Source organism: Burkholderia sp. Ac-20353, assembly GCF_017104785.1.
Taxonomy (GTDB): Bacteria; Pseudomonadota; Gammaproteobacteria; order Burkholderiales; family Burkholderiaceae; genus Burkholderia.
The window spans coordinates 1-17,958 of the sequence record NZ_JAAGPL010000084.1 but is presented as its reverse complement, the minus strand read 5'-3'; the positions used below and the strand labels follow the sequence as shown (position 1 = coordinate 17,958).

The window sequence follows — 17,958 nt, the reverse complement described above, 5'->3', positions numbered from 1 at the left end:
ATCTCCGAATGGGTAGCTGTACGGGTAGCTACGTCAAATGCTGGTGCTATTAATTTGCATATATTATTGATTTTATTGGGTTTTTTGCATCACATCAGCACGATGTCATATTGCTCCTGGCTGAGGTTCGACTCGACCTGCAGCGACACGGGCTTGCCGATGAAGTCGATCAACATCGCGAGATGCTGCGATTCTTCGTCGAGGAACAGGTCGATCACCTGCTGCGCGGCGATCACGCGGAACTCGCGCGGATTGAACTGCCGCGACTCGCGCAGGATCTCGCGCAGGATGTCGTAGCACACGGTGCGCGACGTCTTGACCTGACCCTTGCCCTGGCAGGTCGGGCACGGCTCGCACAGCACGTGCGCGAGCGATTCGCGCGTGCGCTTCCTCGTCATCTCGACGAGCCCGAGCTGCGAGAAGCCGTTGACCGTCACGCGCGTGCGGTCGCGCGACAGCGCCTTCTTCAGCTCGGAGAGCACCGCGTCGCGATGCTCGGCGTTCTCCATGTCGATGAAGTCGATGATGATGATCCCGCCGAGGTTGCGCAGCCGCAATTGCCGCGCGATCGTGTGCGCGGCCTCGAGGTTGGTCTTGAAGATCGTGTCGTCGAAGTTGCGCGCGCCGACATAGCCGCCGGTGTTCACGTCGATCGTCGTCATCGCCTCGGTCTGGTCGATCATCAGGTAGCCACCCGACTTCAGGTCGACGCGGCGCGACAGCGCGCGCTGGATCTCCGTCTCGATGTTGTACAGGTCGAACAGCGGCCGCTCGCCCGTGTAGTGGTGCAGCTTCGGGCTCACGGCCGGCGTGAACTCGGCCGCGAATTCGGAGAGGCGCTGATAGGTCTCGCGCGAATCGACCTGGATGCGCGTCGTGTCGTCGTTCGCGAAATCGCGCAGCACGCGCTGCGCGAGGTCGAGATCCTGGTACAGCAGGCTCGTTGCCGGCAGCCGCTGCGCCTGCGCGACGATCGTCGTCCAGGTCTTGCGCAGGTAGGTGACGTCGCCGGCCAGTTCGTCGGAAGTCGCGTCCTCGGCGATCGTACGCACGATGTAGCCGCCTTTCTCGTCCGGCGGGATCACCGCGGTCAGCCGCGCGCGCACGGCCTCGCGCTCGGCCTCGCTCTCGATCTTCTGCGAGATGCCGATGTGCGGCTCCTGCGGCAGGTAGACGAGCGTGCGGCCCGCGATGCTGACCTGCGTCGACAATCGCGCGCCCTTCGTGCCGATCGGATCCTTGATCACCTGGACCATCAGCGTCTGGCCTTCGAACACCGTCTTCTCGATCGGCTGGTGCGGCGCGTTCGCCTGCGGCTCGCCGGCCAGGCGCGGCTGCCAGATGTCGGCGACGTGCAGGAATGCCGCGCGTTCGAGGCCGATGTCGATGAACGCCGACTGCATGCCGGGCAGCACGCGTACGACCTTGCCGAGATAGATGTTGCCGACCCGCCCGCGCGACAGCGTGCGCTCGACGTGAAGCTCCTGCACCGCGCCTTGCTGGACGAGTGCGACCCGCGTTTCCTGCGGCGTGAGGTTGATCAGGATTTCTTCGTTCATGGTGGAATTCAGAAGTCGACGCGCGCGGCGCGAAGCAGCGCGGCGGTCTCAAAAAGGGGCAGACCCATGATACCCGAATGGGAACCGGCGATTCGTTCGACGAACTCGGCTGCGCGCCCCTGGATCGCATATGCGCCAGCTTTGCCGAACGGCTCGCCGGTCTCGACGTAGCGCGCGAACGCGTCGCGCGGCGCGGCCGCGAAGCGGACCGACGAGCGCGACAGCGCGGGCGGCAGCAGTTCGCCGCGCGCGTCGACGACGGCCACCGCGGTCAGCACTTCGTGCTCGCGCCCGCCAAGGCGGGTGAGCATCGCGAGCGCGTCGGCGGGGTCGGCGGGCTTGCCGAGGATCGCGCCGTCGATCGTCACGGTCGTGTCGGCGACGAGCAGCGGTGCGGCGGGCTTGCCGCTCGCGACGAGGCGCGAGCGCGCGGCGTGCGCCTTCGCGACGGTCACGCGCAGCACGTAGTCGTCGGCCGCTTCGCCGGGCAGCTCGGCTTCGAGCGCTTCGGCGTCTTCGTCGGGGCGGGGCAGCAGCAGGTCGAAGCGCACGCCGATCTGCTGCAGCAGCTCCTGGCGGCGCGGACTTTGCGAAGCGAGATAAAGGGTCGGGAAAAGTTCTGAGGAAATACGGGACGGCATGGTGTCGTTATCTCGTTGGGCGCGTGGGGCGCGCGTCGCGAGGACGACGCGTCATGCGCGGTGATAGGGGTGATTCTGCGTGATGCTCCACGCCCGGTAAAGCTGTTCGGCGAGCAGCACGCGCACCATCCCGTGCGGCAGCGTCATGCTCGAGATGCGCAGCAGCAGGTCGGCGCGCGCTTTCAGCTCCGGATCGAGGCCGTCGGCGCCGCCGATGATGAACGCGACGTCACGGCCATCCTGCTGCCAGCCGGGCAGCGCCTGTGCGAGCTGCATCGTGGTCCAGTCGCGGCCGCGCTCGTCGAGCGCGACGATCCGCGCGTTCTTCGGCAGCGCGGCCTCGATCTTCTGCCGCTCGGCGGCCATCACGCTTTCGGCGCTACGGCCGCCGGAACGCAGTTCCGGCTTGATCTCGCGCAACTCGATGCGCAATTCGGGCGGCATCCGCTTCGCATATTCGTCGAAGCCGGACGCGATCCAGCCGGGCATCTTGTGGCCGACCGCGAGGATGAAGAGCTTCATCGGGACGATTCGCAGCGACTCAGCGGCGGCGCGCGGTCGTCTTGCGCGCCGGGCGTGCCGGTGCTTCTTCCTCGTCTTCCTCGTCGTCGGCCTGCGCGGCCGCCGCACCGTTCGGCGCCTTGCCGCCGCCGAGCTTCATGCGCACCGGCTTGTCGCCCCAGATTTCCTCGAGGTTGTAGTACTGGCGCAGCGCGGGTTGCAGGATGTGCACGACCGCGTCGCCGCAGTCGACGAGCACCCATTCGCCGGTGTCCTCGCCTTCGGAGCTGACGACGTCGCCGCCGGCTTCCTTGACCTTTTCGCGCACGTTCGACGCGAGCGCCTTGGTCTGGCGGTTCGACGTGCCGGACGCGACGATCACGCGGTCGAACAGTTCGGTGAGATGGGCCGTGTTGAATACTTTGATGTCTTGCGCCTTGACGTCTTCGAGGGCGTCGACGATCACGCGTTGCAGTTTGCGAATATCCATGAGATCAGGACTGGTAGAGATGATGTTGAAGAATATAGGCCCACACGGCGGGCGGCACGTGCTCGGCCGCCGCGTCGGGCATGTGTGCGCGGCGCGCGAGGCAGTCGCGCAGGTGCGTGCGGATGTCGGTCGCGGCGATGTCGAACGCGAGCGTCGTGTCGATCAGCAGGCGCCCGGCCGGCGTGCCCATCAGCACATCGGCGCCGGCCTGCCTCGCCGCGACTTCCTGTGCGACCGCCTGCGGTGCCGCAGCAAGATCGAAACCGGGACGGGTCGACACGCAGAGGTGCGCGTAGTCGAACAGCCGCCGCCATTCGTGCCACGTGTCGAGGCGCACGAGCTGGTCGGCGCCGATCAGCAGCGACAGCGACGCATCGGGGCCGACGCGGGCGCGCCAGCGCGCGAGCGTATCGACCGTATAGGTCGGCCCCGTGTGCTCGATCTCGTCGGTCGCGACGCTGACCGTCGCGCCGGGCAGCGCGAACGTCTGCGCGGCGGCACGCGTCATCGCGAGCCGGTGCTCGGCCGCGGACACGTCGCGCTTCTGGTACGGCTGCCCGGCGGGCAGCAATACGAGCTCGGTCAGACCGAGCACCTCGGCGAAGCGGCGCGCGAGCGCGAGGTGGCCGTCGTGGATCGGGTCGAACGTGCCACCCAGCAGGCCAATGCGACGCAAGAGCGGGCGCGGCAGCGGGGCGGGTCGGGCGGTGGTGTCCAGAAACGGGTCCTTTTCGTTGCGATTGTTACGGTTGTTGCAGTCGTTACCGTGGCGTGCGGGGCTCAGACCCAGTCGCGCGGCACGATGAAGTCGCTGTACAGGCGCGCTTCCGGCGAGCCCGGCTCGGGCTGCCAGTTGTAGCGCCAGTTCGCGACGGGCGGCATCGACATCAGGATCGACTCGGTCCGGCCGCCGCTTTGCAGGCCGAAGTGCGTGCCGCGGTCGAATACGAGGTTGAATTCGACATAGCGGCCGCGCCGATACGCCTGGAACGCACGCTCGCGCTCGCCGTAAGGCGTGTCGCGGCGGCGCTCGACGATCGGCAGATACGCGGCGAGGAACGCATCGCCGACGCTCTGCATCATCTCGAACGCGCGTTCGAAACCGGGCTCCGCGAAATCGTCGAAGAAGATCCCGCCGATCCCGCGCGCTTCGTTGCGGTGCTTCAGGAAGAAATACTCGTCGCACCACTTCTTGAAGCGCGGGTAGAGGTCCGCACCGAACGGATCGAGCGCGTCCTTGCAGGTCTGGTGGAAGTGCCGCGCGTCGTCCTCGAAGCCGTAAATCGGTGTCAGATCCATGCCGCCACCGAACCAGAACACCGGCTCCTCGCCGGGCTTCGTTGCGATCAGCATCCGCACGTTCATGTGCACGGTCGGGCAGTACGGATTGCGCGGGTGCAGCACGAGCGACACGCCGATCGCCTCGAAGCCGCGGCCCGCGAGCTGCGGGCGCGCCGCGCTCGCCGACGGCGGCAGCGCATCGCCCGAAACGTCGGAAAAGCCGATGCCCGCGCGCTCGAACACCTGTCCGTCCTCGAGGATGCGCGTGCAGCCGCCGCCGCGCAGGCGTTCGCCGGGCGCGCGCTGCCACGTGTCGGTCGCGAGCGGCGTGCCGTCGAGTGCGCCGAGCGCGTCGGCGATGCGCGTCTGCAAGCCTTGAAGGTACGTGCGCACGCGCGCCACGTCGTAGGTCGAATCGGTCATGTCAGGACTGGATGCCCCCTTCGGAAAAGGGTGTGCATAAAAAAGCATCTGCCGGGCATTCTATCGAACCCCGGCAGAGGAGGGCGCCGCCGCGACAGGCGGCGCCGGTTGCCAACGTCACGCGCTCTTGCGGTTCAGCGCGCGGTAGCCAATGTCGCGGCGGTACTGCATGCCTTCGAAATTGATCTGGTTGATCACGTCGTACGCATGCTGCTGCGCTTCGCGCACCGAATCGGCGAGGCCGACCACGCACAGCACGCGGCCGCCCGCCGTCGTCAGCTTGTCGCCGTCGAGCGTCGTGCCTGCGTGGAACGTCACCGCCTGCTCGGTCTCGGCCGGGATGCCGTTGATGCGGTCGCCCTTGCGCGGCGCGTCCGGATAGCCGTGCGCGGCCAGCACGACGCCGAGCGCGGTGCGGCGGTCCCAGTCGAGCTCGACCGTGTCGAGCGTGCCCGCGATCGCCTGCTCGACGACCTTCGAGAAATCGCTCTTCAGGCGCGCCATGATCGGCTGCGTTTCCGGGTCGCCCATCCGGCAGTTGAATTCGAGCGTGCGCGGATTGCCTTCCTTGTCGATCATCAGGCCTGCGTACAGGAAGCCCGTGAAGCGGATGCCGTCCTTCTCCATCCCGCGCACGGTCGGCATGATGATCTCGCGCATCACGCGCGCGTGCATCTGCGGCGTGACGATCGGGGCAGGGGAATACGCGCCCATGCCGCCCGTGTTCGGGCCGCGGTCCTCGTCGAGCAGGCGCTTGTGGTCCTGGCTGGAAGCCAGCGCCAGCGCATGCTTGCCGTCGACCATCACGATGAAGCTCGCTTCCTCGCCGTCGAGGAACTGCTCGATCACGACGCGCGCGCCGGCATCGCCGAGCTTGTTGCCCGACAGCATCATGTCGACGGCTTCGTGCGCTTCTTCCAGCGTCATCGCGACGACGACGCCCTTGCCCGCGGCGAGACCGTCGGCCTTGACGACGATCGGCGCACCCTTCGCGTCGATGTACGCATGCGCGGCCGCTGCGTCGGAGAAGGTTTCGTAGTCGGCGGTCGGGATGTTATGGCGCTTCATGAACGCCTTCGCGAAATCCTTCGAGCTTTCGAGCTGCGCCGCTTCGCGGGTCGGGCCGAAGATCTTCAGGCCGCGCGCGCGAAACAGGTTGACGATGCCGGCCGCGAGCGGCGCTTCCGGGCCGACGAGCGTGAACGCGACGCCTTCGCTTTCCGCGAAATCGGCGAGCGCGTCGAGCGACGTGATGTCGATATTCTTCAGACGCTCGTCCTGCGCCGTGCCGCCATTGCCGGGCGCGACGTAGACCATCTGGACGCGCGGCGCCTGCGCGAGCTTCCACGCCAGCGCATGTTCGCGACCGCCGGAACCGACGACGAGTAGTTTCATGGGATTCCCCGCAGACTAGAAAACAGGGCGGCCGGCACGCTCAGGCGCGCCGGCCGCGGTATCGGTCGGGCCGCCGCCGCGAACGAAGCACGGCGGCAGGCATCTCATTCCTCGACGACGATGGCGTTCGTGTACACGTCCTGCACGTCGTCGAGGTTCTCGAGCGCGTCCAGGAGCTTCTGCATCTTCACCGCGTCGTCGCCGGTGAATTCGACTTCGTTCTGCGGCTTCATCGTCACTTCGGCGAGTTCCGCCTTGAAGCCGGCGGCGTCCAGCGCGTCCTTCACCTTCGAGAATTCCTGCCAGTCGCACAGCACTTCGATCGAGCCGTCGTCGTTCGTGTTGACGTCGTTCGCGCCCGCCTCGAGCGCCGCTTCCATCAGCGCGTCTTCCGACGTGCCCGGCGCGAACAGGAACTGGCCGACGTGATCGAACATGAACGCGACCGAGCCGTCGGTGCCCATGTTGCCGCCGAACTTCGAGAACGCGTGGCGCACTTCCGCGACCGTACGGGTGCGGTTGTCGGTCAGCGTGTCGACGATGATCGCCGCGCCGCTGATGCCGTAGCCTTCGTAGCGGATTTCCTCGTAGTTCGCGCCGTCCGCGCCGCCAACGCCGCGATCGATCGCGCGCTTCACGTTGTCCTTCGGCATGTTCGCGTCGGCCGCCTTGTCGACTGCGAGACGCAGGCGCGGGTTCGAGCCGATGTCGCCGCCGCCGAGGCGCGCCGCGACCTGAATTTCCTTGATCAGGCGGGTCCAGATCTTGCCGCGCTTCGCATCGGCCGCAGCCTTCTTATGCTTGATGTTGGCCCATTTCGAGTGACCAGCCATACGTTTCTCCGTCGCCCGGGCGCGTTGCGCGGGCGTTTAAGCCAATGTGTCGTTGAATCGGCGGCCGTTCGGGCGGGCGTGAAGCCGCGGGGGCCGCGCGTGTCGAGTGGAGCGAGATTTTATCACGCGGCGGGCGTCCGCTTGGGGCCGTTCAGCATGGCCGGATGGCCGGGACCGGCCGCCGCGAAACCGGCGGATGGCCGGATGGCCGGCCCCCGGTTCGCCGGACGGGCCGTACACCGGACGGCCGGCCCGTCAGTTCTTCGTGCCGAACAGGCGGTCGCCCGCGTCGCCGAGCCCCGGCACGATGTACGCGTGTTCGTTCAGGTGCGAGTCGAGCGACGCGACGTACAGCTTCACGTCCGGATGCGCGTCCTGGAACACCTGCACGCCTTCCGGCGCGGCGACGAGCGCGACGAACATGATGTTCGCGGCCGGCACGTTGCGGCGCTTCAGCACGTCGACCGCGTGTACGGCCGAGTAGCCGGTCGCGACCATCGGGTCGCACAGGATGAAGATCCGGTCTTCGAGATCCGGCAGGCGCACGAGGTATTCGACCGGGCGGTGGTCTTCCGCGCGATAGACGCCGATGTGGCCGACACGCGCCGACGGGACGAGCTCGAGCAGGCCATCCGACATCCCGATGCCCGCGCGCAGCACGGGCACGATCGCGAGCTTCTTGCCGGCGATCACCGGCGCGTCGAACTCGACGAGCGGCGTTTCGACCCGCTTGGTCGTAATCGGCAGGTTGCGGGTGATCTCGTAGCCCATCAGCAGCGTGATCTCGCGCAGCAGTTCGCGGAACGTGCGCGTCGACGAGTCCTTGTCGCGCATGTGGGTCAGCTTGTGCTGGATCAGCGGGTGATCGAGGATGAAGAGATTCGGGAAACGGCTGTCCTGTTTCATGACGGGGGCGCCCTGGGGCAAAAGGGGATCGGGGGGCGCGGCCGGGCGACGGGCCCGACTGCGCGAATGGACGCAAGTTTACCAAGACGGCTCGCGCGATCCGGATATTATCGATGTCTGACCGACAACCCGCGCCCGCGCGCCGCCCGCGGACGTTCGCGTCAGATTGACGTCGATTGACGTCGATTGACGCTGATCATCGGCGCGAACGGGGCACCGGCCGGCGTGCTGCAACCAACGGATATCGACGATGGATCTCGGCATCGCAGGAAAGACCGCGCTCGTGTGCGCGGCAAGCAAGGGCCTCGGGCGCGGCTGCGCGGAAGCGCTGGCCGCCGAGGGCGTGAACCTCGTGATCGTCGCGCGCACGCGCGACACGCTGGAGGAGACGGCGGAGGAGATCCGCGCCGGGGCGGATGTGACCGTGACCGCTGTCGCGTGCGACATCACGACGCCGGACGGGCGCGCGGCCGCGCTCGCCGCGTGCCCGCAGCCGGACATTCTCGTGACGAATGCGGGCGGCCCGCCGCCGGGCGACTTCCGGGATTTCTCGCACGATGACTGGATTCGCGCGCTCGAAGCGAACATGCTGACGCCGATCGAGCTGATCCGCGCGACCGTCGACGGGATGATCGCGCGCCGCTTCGGCCGGATCGTCAACATCACGAGCTCGGCCGTGAAGGCGCCGATCGACGTGCTCGCGCTGTCGAACGGCGCGCGCTCCGGGCTGACGGGCTTCGTTGCCGGGCTCGCGCGCAAGGTCGCCGCGCACAACGTGACCGTCAACAACCTGCTGCCGGGCCTGTTCGACACCGACCGGATCGCGACGACGCTCGCCGCGTCGGCGCAGGCGAAGGGCGTGACGGTCGACGAAATGCGCGCGCGGCGCGCGCAGGAGATTCCCGCGGGGCGCCTCGGCACGCGCGAAGAATTCGGCGCTGCGTGTGCGTTCCTGTGCAGCGTGCACGCGAGCTACATCACCGGGCAGAACTGGCTGCTCGACGGCGGCGCTTATCCCGGCACGTTCTGACGGGCAGCCGCGCCGCCGGCTTTTTCAACGACAACACATCGAACGACGAAGGATCTGCAGATGAGCACACCCCGCATCGCACTGATTGCGCACGACGCGAAGAAGGACGAGATCGTTGCACTCGCGGGCGAATACCGCGCGACGCTCGCGCACTGCCGGCTGGTCGGGACCGGCACGACGGGCGGCCGCATCGCGGCCGCGCACGGCCTCGAAGTCGAGCGCAAGCTGTCGGGGCCGCTCGGCGGCGACCTGCAGATCGGCGCCGAGCTGGCCGAGGGCCGGGTCGACATCGTCGTGTTCCTGCGCGACCCGATGACCGCGCAGCCGCACGACCCGGACATCACCGCGCTCGTGCGTGCGTGCGACGTGCACAACGTGCCGTGCGCGACCAACGTCGCGACTGCGCGGATGCTGCTCGACGACCTGATGCGGAAGATGGCGGAGGTCGCGTAGGTGCGACTGGCAGGGTGGGGCCGCACGCATTGCCCTTGATTGTCCCTGCTGACGGCAGGGCAATGCACGGATCGCCGCGACGCGCGAGAATCGTGCGTCGCGATGCGCGGCCCGTCCGGCCAATGGCCGGAGCCGGGCGCGCCGCATCGCCGAACCCGGATTGTCCCCCTACAACAGACGAAGACGAGGAGCGAAACGATGCCGAAAGCAATCCGATACGACCAAGCAGGCGGCCCCGAAGTGATGAAGTGGGTCGACGTCGAGGTCGGCGAGCCACAGGCGGGCGAAGTCCGTATCACGCAGCACGCGGTCGGGCTCAACTACATCGACGTGTATTTCCGCACGGGCCTTTATCCGCAGCCGCTGCCGGGCGGCCTCGGGATGGAGGCGGCGGGCGAGGTGACGGCGGTCGGCGCCGGTGTGACCGCGTTCAAGCCGGGAGATCGCGTCGCCTATGTCGGGCAGCCGCCGGGCGCGTACGCGCAGGAGCGCGTGATGCCCGCCGAGCGCCTCGTCAGGCTGCCGGACGGGATCAGCTACGACGACGCGGCATCGGTGATGCTGCAGGGCCTGACCGCACATTACCTGTTGCGCCGCACGTATCCGGTGAAGGCCGGCGACACGATCCTGATCCACGCGGCGGCGGGCGGCGTCGGCCTGCTCGTGTGCCAGTGGGCGAAGGCGCTCGGCGCGACCGTGATCGGCACGGTCGGTTCCGACGAGAAGGCCGAGCTCGCGAAGGCGCACGGCTGCGACCACCCGATCGTCTACACGCGCGAGAACTTCACGCAGCGCGTGAAGGAGATCACGAACGGCGCGGGCGTGCCGGTCGTCTACGATTCGATCGGCAAGGATACCTACGTCGGCTCGCTCGACTGCCTCGCGCCGCTCGGGTATTTCGTCAGCTTCGGCAACGCGTCGGGCCCGCTGCCGCCGATCGACTCGAAGGAATTCTCGTCGCGCGGCTCGCTGTTCTTCACGCGGCCGACGCTGTTCTCGTACATCGCGAAACGCGCGGACCTCGAGGCGGCCGCCGCGGAACTGTTCGACGTGATCCTGTCGGGCAACGTGAAGACCAGCATCAACCAGCGCTATCCGCTCGCGGAAGTCGCGCGTGCGCATGCCGACCTCGAGGCGCGCAAGACGACCGGCTCGACGATCCTCGTTCCCTGACCCTGCCGCGCCGGCCTTGCCGCCGGCGCGCGACTCCCGGGCGGCGCTGCGGCGCCGCCTGTCCCGCCTGTTCCTGCCTGTCCCCGCCCATCCGTTTACGCGTTTTTTACACCTGTCCCGACACCTTTGACCCGTCCTTTACGCGCGTTCCAATAAGGTTCTAGTCGTCTGATTTCGACGACGGAGAACACCAAAATGGATGCGGTTTTCATCGGCGGTCTCGTGCTGTTCACGGCACTGATCGCTGGCTTGATCGCCGGTTGCGAGAAGCTTGCGCAATACGGCCGCGGGGGGCGAGCATGACCTGGATGCTGTGGTTGGCGGGTGCTTCGACCGCCTTGCTGTTCGCGTATCTCGTCTATGCGCTGCTGCGCGCGGAGGACATCGAATGAACGCGAACAATTTGTTCCAGTCGCTGCTGTTCATCGTCGTCCTGCTGGCGGCGGCCGTGCCGGTCGCGCGCTACCTGTCCGCGGTGATGGACGGCAGCTCGCGCGTCGTGCGCGTGCTCGGCCCGCTCGAGCGCATCCTGTATCGCATCGCCGGCGTCGATGCCGATCGCGAAATGAGCTGGAAGCAATACGCGATCGCGACGATCGCGTTCAACGCGCTCGGCGCGCTGTTCCTGTACGGGCTGCTGCGCCTGCAGGCCCTGCTGCCCGGCAACCCGCAGCAGTTCGGCGCGATGACGGTCGACGGCGCGTTCAATACGGCCGTCAGCTTCGTCACCAACACGAACTGGCAGGACTACACGCCCGAGCAGACGGTCAGCTACCTGACGCAGATGCTCGGCCTCACCGTGCAGAACTTCCTGTCCGCGGCCACCGGCATCGTCGTCGTGATCGCGCTGATCCGCGGCTTCGCGCGCCATACCGCGCAGACGATCGGCAACTTCTGGGTCGACGTGACGCGCGTGACGCTCTACGTGCTCGTGCCGCTGTCGGCGATCATCGCTGCGCTGCTGATCAGCCAGGGCGTGATCCAGAACATGAAGGCTTACGAGGACGTGCCGGCGCTGCAGACGAGCACCTATGCGGCGCCGAAGCTGGACGCGCAGGGCAACCCGGTCAAGGACGACAAGGGCAACCCGGTGACGGTGCCGACCCAGCTCACGAAGCAGACGCTCGCGATGGGCCCGGTCGCGTCGCAGGAAGCGATCAAGATGCTCGGCACCAACGGTGGCGGCTTCTTCAACGCGAACTCCGCGCATCCGTACGAGAACCCGACGCCGTTCGCGAACTTCGTGCAGATCTTCGCGATCCTGATCATTCCGGCGGCCCTGTGCCTCGTGTTCGGCAGGATGATCGGCGACCGCCGGCAGGGCATCGCGGTGCTGGCCGCGATGACGGTCGCGTTTGCGCTCGCGGTCGGCGTCGAGGTCGGCGCCGAGCAGGCCGGCAACCCGACGCTCAAAGCACTGCACGTCGACCAGTCGGCGGGCGCGCTGCAGTCGGGCGGCAACATGGAAGGCAAGGAGACGCGCTTCGGCATCGCGCAGAGCAGCATCTTCACGGTCGCGACGACGGCTGCGTCGTGCGGCGCGGTCGACACGATGCACGACTCGCTGACGCCGCTCGGTGGCCTCGTGCCGATGCTGCTGATCCAGCTTGGCGAAGTGGTGTTCGGCGGGGTCGGCTCGGGCCTCTACGGGATGCTCGTGTTCGCGCTGCTCGCGGTGTTCGTCGCCGGCCTGATGATCGGCCGCACGCCCGAATACGTCGGCAAGAAGATCGAGGCGTACGAGATGAAGATGGTGTCGATCGTCGTGCTGCTCACGCCGCTCTTGGTGCTGGTCGGCACGTCGATCGCGGTGCTCGCGGATGCAGGCCGTGCCGGCATCGCGAACCCGGGCCCGCACGGCTTCTCGGAAATCCTGTACGCGTTCAGCTCGGCCGCGAACAACAACGGCAGCGCGTTCGCGGGCCTGACGGTCGGCACGCCGTTCTACAACTGGATGACGGCGATCGCGATGTGGTTCGGCCGCTTCGGCACGATCGTGCCGGTGCTCGCGATCGCGGGCTCGCTCGCCGCGAAGAAGCGCATCGCGGCGACGAGCGGCACGCTGCCGACGCACGGTCCGCTGTTCGTCGTGCTGCTGCTCGGCACGGTGGTGCTGGTCGGCGCGCTGACCTACGTGCCTGCGCTCGCGCTCGGGCCCGGCGTCGAGCACCTGATGATGTGGCTGGGCGCCTGAGCGGCGCGCTGACAAACAAAAGGCATTGAAGAGATCGCAATGACTCAACATTCCGCAACCCGCTCCATGTTCGATCCGGCGCTCTTGCGCCCGGCGATCGTGGAGTCGTTCAAGAAACTCACGCCGCGCACGCAGTTCCGCAATCCGGTGATGTTCTGCGTGTACGTCGGCAGCATCCTGACGACGGTCCTGTGGATCGCCGCGCTCGTCGGCCAGGCCGAGGCGCCGGCCGGCTTCATCCTCGCGATCGCGCTGTGGCTGTGGTTCACGGTGCTGTTCGCGAACTTCGCGGAGGCGCTCGCCGAAGGCCGCTCGAAGGCGCAGGCCGCGTCGCTGCGCAGCGCGAAGAAAGACGTGATGGCGAAGAAGCTCAACGAGCCGCATCCGAAGTCGCCGATCCGCATCACGACCGCGACCGAGCTGCGCCGTGGCGACGTCGTGCTCGTCGAGGCCGGTGACGTGATCCCGGCCGACGGCGAGGTGGTCGACGGCGTCGCGTCGGTCGACGAATCGGCGATCACCGGCGAATCCGCGCCGGTGATCCGCGAATCGGGCGGCGACTTCTCGTCGGTGACGGGCGGCACGCGCGTGCTGTCCGACTGGATCGTCGTGAAGGTCACCGCGAACCCCGGCGAGGCGTTCCTCGACCGGATGATCGCGATGGTCGAAGGCGCGAAGCGCAAGAAGACGCCGAACGAGATCGCGCTGACGATCCTGCTGGTCGCGCTGACGATCGTGATGCTGCTCGCGACCGCGACGCTGCTGCCGTTCTCGATGTTCTCGGTCGACGCGATGAAGTCCGGTCACGTGGTGACGATCACCGCGCTCGTCGCGCTGCTCGTGTGCCTGATCCCGACGACGATCGGCGGCCTGCTGTCCGCGATCGGCGTGGCCGGGATGAGCCGGATGATGCAGGCGAACGTGATCGCGACGTCGGGCCGTGCGGTGGAAGCGGCAGGTGACGTCGACGTGCTGCTGCTCGACAAGACCGGCACGATCACGCTCGGCAACCGCCAGGCGTCGACCTTCGTGCCGGCGCCGGGCGTGACCGAGGAAGCGTTGGCGGACGCCGCGCAGCTGTCGTCGCTCGCCGACGAGACGCCGGAAGGCCGCAGCATTGTCGTGCTCGCGAAGGAGCGCTTCAACATCCGCCAGCGCGACATGGCGCAACTGCATGCGACGTTCATCGGCTTTTCCGCGCAGACGCGGATGAGCGGCGTCGACTTGTCCCCCGAGGGGACTGCCTCCGGGGCGCCGCACCGCGAGATCCGCAAGGGTGCGGCCGACGCGATCAAGCGCTACGTCGAGACGCACGGCAGCCGCTTTCCGGAAGAAGTGCGCCGCGCGGTCGACGAAGTCGCACGCCGCGGCAGCACGCCGCTCGTGGTCGCGGAGCTGCACGAAGGCGCGGCACGCGTGCTCGGCGTGATCGAGCTGAAGGACATCGTGAAGGGCGGCATCAAGGAGCGCTTCGCGGAACTGCGCAAGATGGGCATCAAGACCGTGATGGTGACGGGCGACAACCGGCTGACCGCGGCGGCGATCGCGGCGGAAGCGGGCGTCGACGACTTCCTCGCGGAAGCGACGCCGGAGGCGAAGCTCGCGACGATTCGCGAGCACCAGGCGGCAGGGCGCCTCGTCGCGATGACGGGCGACGGCACCAACGACGCGCCGGCGCTCGCGCAGGCCGACGTCGCGGTCGCGATGAACAGCGGCACGCAGGCGGCGAAGGAAGCCGGCAACATGGTCGACCTCGACTCGAACCCGACGAAGCTGATCGAGATCGTCGAGATCGGCAAGCAGATGCTGATGACGCGCGGCTCGCTGACGACGTTCTCGATCGCGAACGACATCGCGAAGTACTTCGCGATCATCCCGGCCGCGTTCGTGACGACCTATCCGCAGCTGAAGGTGCTCGACATCATGCACCTGAGCTCGCCGGCATCCGCGATCCTGTCGGCGGTGATCTTCAACGCGCTGATCATCGTCGCGCTGATCCCGCTCGCGCTGAAGGGCGTCAAGTACCGTCCGCTCGGCGCCGCGTCGCTGCTGCGCCGCAACCTGCTGGTGTACGGCCTCGGCGGCGTGCTGCTGCCGTTCCCGTTCATCAAGCTGATCGACATGACGCTCGCCGCACTCGGCTGGGCCTGAGGGGAATTCACCATGAAATCGTTGATTCGTCCGCTGATCGTGATCTTCGTCGTGCTGACCGCGGTGACGGGGCTCGCGTATCCCGCCGTGATGACCGTGTTCGGCCAGGCCGCGTTTCCGTCGCAGGCCAACGGCAGCCTGATCGAAAAGGACGGCAAGGTGGTCGGCTCCGCGCTGATCGGCCAGCAGTTCGACACGCCGAAGTACTTCTGGGGCCGCCTGTCGGCAACCTCGCCGATGCCGTACAACGCGACCAACTCGGGCGGCTCGAACCTCGGCCCGCTGAACCCGTCGCTCGCCGACCAGGTGAAGGCGCGCATCGCCGCGCTGCGCGACGCGGGCACCGACATGTCGAAGCCGGTGCCGATCGACCTCGTGACCGCGTCCGCGAGCGGGCTCGATCCGGAGATCACGCCGGCCGCGGCGGCCTACCAGGTCGAGCGCGTCGCGAAGGCGCGCAAGCTGTCGCCGGACGCGGTCGCGCAGCTCGTCGCCGCGAATACGGCGGGCCGCCAGTTCGGCGTGCTCGGCGAGCCGCGCGTGAACGTGCTGAAGCTGAACCTCGCGCTCGACGCGGCCCAGGCCGCGCACTGAGCGCGGCACGGCACCCGCGATACCCGCGATACCCGGCATCCCGCGCGGCACTGCGCCGCGCGGGATCCGCCACCGCCCGGCGGCGCGCTTGCGCCGTCTTTGCCTTTTATGGCGATTTGGATCAACAATGCTCGTACACGCGCCGATTGACGTGCGCTGCCATCCACACGCATGAACCGCCCAGATCCCGACCAACTCCTCGACAAGCTGCAGCGTGACGAAGAAAAGCAGCGGCGCGGCCAGCTCAAGATCTTCTTCGGCGCGTCCGCCGGCGTCGGCAAGACCTACGCGATGCTGCAGGCCGCGCGCCAGCGCAGGCAGGACGGCGTCGACGTCGTCGTCGGCATCGTCGAAACCCACGGCCGCAGCGAAACCGCCGCACTGCTCGACGGCCTCGACGTGCTGCCGCTCGCGCGGCTCGAATACCGCGGCCGCAAGCTCGCCGAATTCGATCTCGATGCGGCGCTCGCGCGCAAGCCCGAACTGATCCTCGTCGACGAGCTCGCGCACTCGAACGTGCAGGGCGCCCGCCACCTGAAGCGCTGGCAGGACGTGTACGAGCTGCTCGACGCGGGGATCGACGTCTATACGACCGTCAATGTCCAGCATCTCGAGAGCCTGAACGACGTGGTCGGCGCGATCACCGGCATCCGCGTATGGGAAACCGTGCCCGACCGCGTGTTCGACGCGGCCGACGAGGTGACGCTCGTCGACCTGCCCGCCGAGGAGCTGCTCGCGCGGATGCGCGACGGCAAGGTCTATCTCGCGCAGCAGGCCGAGCGCGCGGTGCGCAACTTCTTCCGCAAGGGCAACCTGATCGCGCTGCGCGAGCTCGCGCTGCGACGCACCGCGGACCGCGTCGACGCGCAGATGCGCGAATACCGCGCCGACCGCTCGATCCAGCGCATCTGGCAGGCACGCGAGCGGCTGCTCGTGTGCGTCGGGCCGGGGGCCGAGGCGCCGACGCTCGTGCGTGCGGCCGCGCGGCTCGCCGCGAGCCTGAAGGCCGACTGGATCGCGGTCTACGTGGAGACGCCGAAGCTGCAGCGCCTGCCCGACGCGCAGCGCGAGCGCACGCTGAACGCGCTGAAGCTCGCGGCCGAGCTCGGCGCGGAGACGGCGACGCTTGCCGGCAGCGACGCGGTGGCCGCGCTGATCGGCTATGCGAAGGTGCGCAACGTGTCGAAGGTCGTCGCGGGCGGCTCGCAGAAGACGGGCATCGCGCGCTGGATCGCGCGGCCGTTCGGCGAGAAGCTCGCGGAGCGCGCGGGCGATGTCGACCTGATGCTGATCCGCGCATCGGCGAGCGACGAGGTGCGCGCGGCTCCGCTCGACGCGCGCGCGCGCGACTGGCGCGACGCGTTCGCGAGCCTCGGCGGCCATCGCTCGCCGCCGCGCCATTACGCGTATGCGGCCGCGATCTGCGCGGCGATCACCGTGGTCGCGAATGTCGTGTCCGAGCGGCTCGACCTGACCAACCTCGTGATGCTGTACCTGCTCGGTGTCGTGTTCTCGGCCGTGCGCCTCGGGCGCGGGCCGGGCGTGCTGCAGTCGTTCCTGTCGGTCGCCGCGTTCGATTTCTTCTTCGTGCCGCCGCGCATGTCGTTCTCGGTCAGCGACACGCAATACCTGCTGACCTTCTTCGGGATGCTGCTGACGTCGCTCGTGATCAGCCACCTGACGTCGACGCTGACCCGCCAGGCGAGCGTCGCGCAGCGGCGCGAACGCCGCACGGGCGCGATGTACGCGATGGCGCGCGAGCTGGCCGCGGCGCTGACGACCGAGCAGATCGTCGAGATCGGCGGCCGGCACGTGAGCGAGGTGTTCCGCGCGCGCGTCGCGATCCTGCTGCCCGACAGCGCGGACAAGGTGCAGCAGAAGATCGAGGAGCCGGATGCGACCGTCACGCTGACGGGCCCCGACCTCGACAACGACGTCGGCCAGTGGGTGTACGACCAGCAGAAGCCGGCCGGCCACGGCACCGACACGCTGCCCGCGACGACCGCGCTGTATCTGCCGCTGAAGGCGCCGATGCGCACGCGCGGCGTGCTCGCGGTCGTGTCGAACGATGCGCGCGAGCTCGAGGTGCCCGAGCAGCAGCGGATGCTCGATGCGTTCGCCGCGCAGATCGCGCTCGCGCTCGAGCGCGTGCACTACGTGGAGATCGCGCGCGACGCGCTTGTCAGCATGGAGTCGGAGCGGCTGCGCAACTCGCTGCTGTCGGCGATCTCGCACGACCTGCGCACGCCGCTCACGACGATCGTCGGCTTCTCGTCGATGCTCGCGAATGCGCGCGCGGCCGCGCAGCGCGGCGAACCGGCGGCCGCGCCGCGG

Annotated in this window: 17 protein-coding genes; 8 read left to right on the top strand and 9 right to left on the bottom strand. The window is 68.1% G+C overall.

Annotated features, from left to right (window positions below; genetic code table 11):
• Nucleotides 1-89: 89 nt before the first annotated feature.
• From rng to upp, 9 genes are all read right to left on the bottom strand, one after another.
• Nucleotides 90-1,559: a ribonuclease G gene (gene rng, locus G3N94_RS22885; RefSeq protein ID WP_205794839.1), complete on the bottom strand. Its 1,470-nt coding sequence runs from the start codon at nucleotides 1,557-1,559 to the stop codon at nucleotides 90-92.
• Nucleotides 1,560-1,567: 8 nt separating this feature from the next.
• The gene (locus G3N94_RS22880) at nucleotides 1,568-2,200 is read right to left on the bottom strand and encodes a Maf family protein (protein ID WP_205794838.1); all 633 of its coding nucleotides are present in this window, start codon (nucleotides 2,198-2,200) and stop codon (nucleotides 1,568-1,570) included.
• A 51-nt stretch (nucleotides 2,201-2,251) separates the two neighbouring features.
• Entirely contained in the window at nucleotides 2,252-2,722 is a 471-nt protein-coding gene (gene rlmH / locus G3N94_RS22875; protein WP_124597619.1) for a 23S rRNA (pseudouridine(1915)-N(3))-methyltransferase RlmH, read from the bottom strand.
• A gap of 19 nt (nucleotides 2,723-2,741) precedes the next feature.
• On the bottom strand, nucleotides 2,742-3,191 hold the full coding sequence (gene rsfS, locus G3N94_RS22870; protein ID WP_205794837.1) for a ribosome silencing factor: 450 nt from the start codon (nucleotides 3,189-3,191) through the stop codon (nucleotides 2,742-2,744).
• Nucleotides 3,192-3,195: 4 nt separating this feature from the next.
• Nucleotides 3,196-3,909 carry a nicotinate-nucleotide adenylyltransferase gene (locus G3N94_RS22865; RefSeq protein ID WP_205794857.1) on the bottom strand — a complete coding sequence of 238 codons (714 nt, stop codon included), beginning with the start codon at nucleotides 3,907-3,909 and terminating at the stop codon, nucleotides 3,196-3,198.
• Between the two features lie 62 nt (nucleotides 3,910-3,971).
• Nucleotides 3,972-4,895 carry an oxygen-dependent coproporphyrinogen oxidase gene (gene hemF, locus G3N94_RS22860; RefSeq protein WP_205794836.1) on the bottom strand — a complete coding sequence of 308 codons (924 nt, stop codon included), beginning with the start codon at nucleotides 4,893-4,895 and terminating at the stop codon, nucleotides 3,972-3,974.
• Nucleotides 4,896-5,012: 117 nt separating this feature from the next.
• Nucleotides 5,013-6,290, bottom strand: a complete 1,278-nt coding sequence (gene purD / locus G3N94_RS22855) for a phosphoribosylamine--glycine ligase (RefSeq protein ID WP_205794835.1) — start codon at nucleotides 6,288-6,290, stop codon at nucleotides 5,013-5,015.
• A gap of 104 nt (nucleotides 6,291-6,394) precedes the next feature.
• Complete coding sequence (locus tag G3N94_RS22850) at nucleotides 6,395-7,123, bottom strand: YebC/PmpR family DNA-binding transcriptional regulator (RefSeq protein WP_205794834.1); 729 nt, start codon at nucleotides 7,121-7,123, stop codon at nucleotides 6,395-6,397.
• Nucleotides 7,124-7,378: 255 nt separating this feature from the next.
• A complete protein-coding gene (upp, locus tag G3N94_RS22845; RefSeq protein WP_205794833.1) occupies nucleotides 7,379-8,029 on the bottom strand; it encodes a uracil phosphoribosyltransferase in 651 nt (216 codons plus the stop codon).
• Between the two features lie 250 nt (nucleotides 8,030-8,279).
• Here upp and G3N94_RS22840 point away from each other — a divergent pair, with 250 nt between their 5' ends.
• From G3N94_RS22840 to G3N94_RS22805, 8 genes are all read left to right on the top strand, one after another.
• A complete protein-coding gene (locus tag G3N94_RS22840) occupies nucleotides 8,280-9,059 on the top strand; it encodes an SDR family oxidoreductase (protein WP_205794832.1) in 780 nt (259 codons plus the stop codon).
• A gap of 60 nt (nucleotides 9,060-9,119) precedes the next feature.
• Entirely contained in the window at nucleotides 9,120-9,512 is a 393-nt protein-coding gene (locus tag G3N94_RS22835) for a methylglyoxal synthase (RefSeq protein WP_205794831.1), read from the top strand.
• 198 nt (nucleotides 9,513-9,710) lie between these two features.
• Nucleotides 9,711-10,685 carry a quinone oxidoreductase gene (locus tag G3N94_RS22830; protein WP_205794830.1) on the top strand — a complete coding sequence of 325 codons (975 nt, stop codon included), beginning with the start codon at nucleotides 9,711-9,713 and terminating at the stop codon, nucleotides 10,683-10,685.
• 299 nt (nucleotides 10,686-10,984) lie between these two features.
• Nucleotides 10,985-11,077, top strand: coding sequence for a K(+)-transporting ATPase subunit F (gene kdpF, locus G3N94_RS22825; RefSeq protein ID WP_017331558.1), 93 nt, complete (start codon nucleotides 10,985-10,987; stop codon nucleotides 11,075-11,077).
• Nucleotides 11,074-12,879, top strand: a complete 1,806-nt coding sequence (gene kdpA, locus G3N94_RS22820) for a potassium-transporting ATPase subunit KdpA (protein WP_205794829.1) — start codon at nucleotides 11,074-11,076, stop codon at nucleotides 12,877-12,879. Before kdpF ends, kdpA begins: the two co-directional genes overlap by 4 nt.
• 39 nt (nucleotides 12,880-12,918) lie before the next feature.
• On the top strand, nucleotides 12,919-15,030 hold the full coding sequence (gene kdpB / locus G3N94_RS22815; protein ID WP_205794828.1) for a potassium-transporting ATPase subunit KdpB: 2,112 nt from the start codon (nucleotides 12,919-12,921) through the stop codon (nucleotides 15,028-15,030).
• A 12-nt stretch (nucleotides 15,031-15,042) separates the two neighbouring features.
• On the top strand, nucleotides 15,043-15,624 hold the full coding sequence (kdpC, locus tag G3N94_RS22810; protein ID WP_205794827.1) for a potassium-transporting ATPase subunit KdpC: 582 nt from the start codon (nucleotides 15,043-15,045) through the stop codon (nucleotides 15,622-15,624).
• A gap of 171 nt (nucleotides 15,625-15,795) precedes the next feature.
• Nucleotides 15,796-17,958 (top strand): DUF4118 domain-containing protein (locus tag G3N94_RS22805; protein ID WP_205794826.1); only part of this gene is annotated, 2,163 nt, incomplete at its 3' end.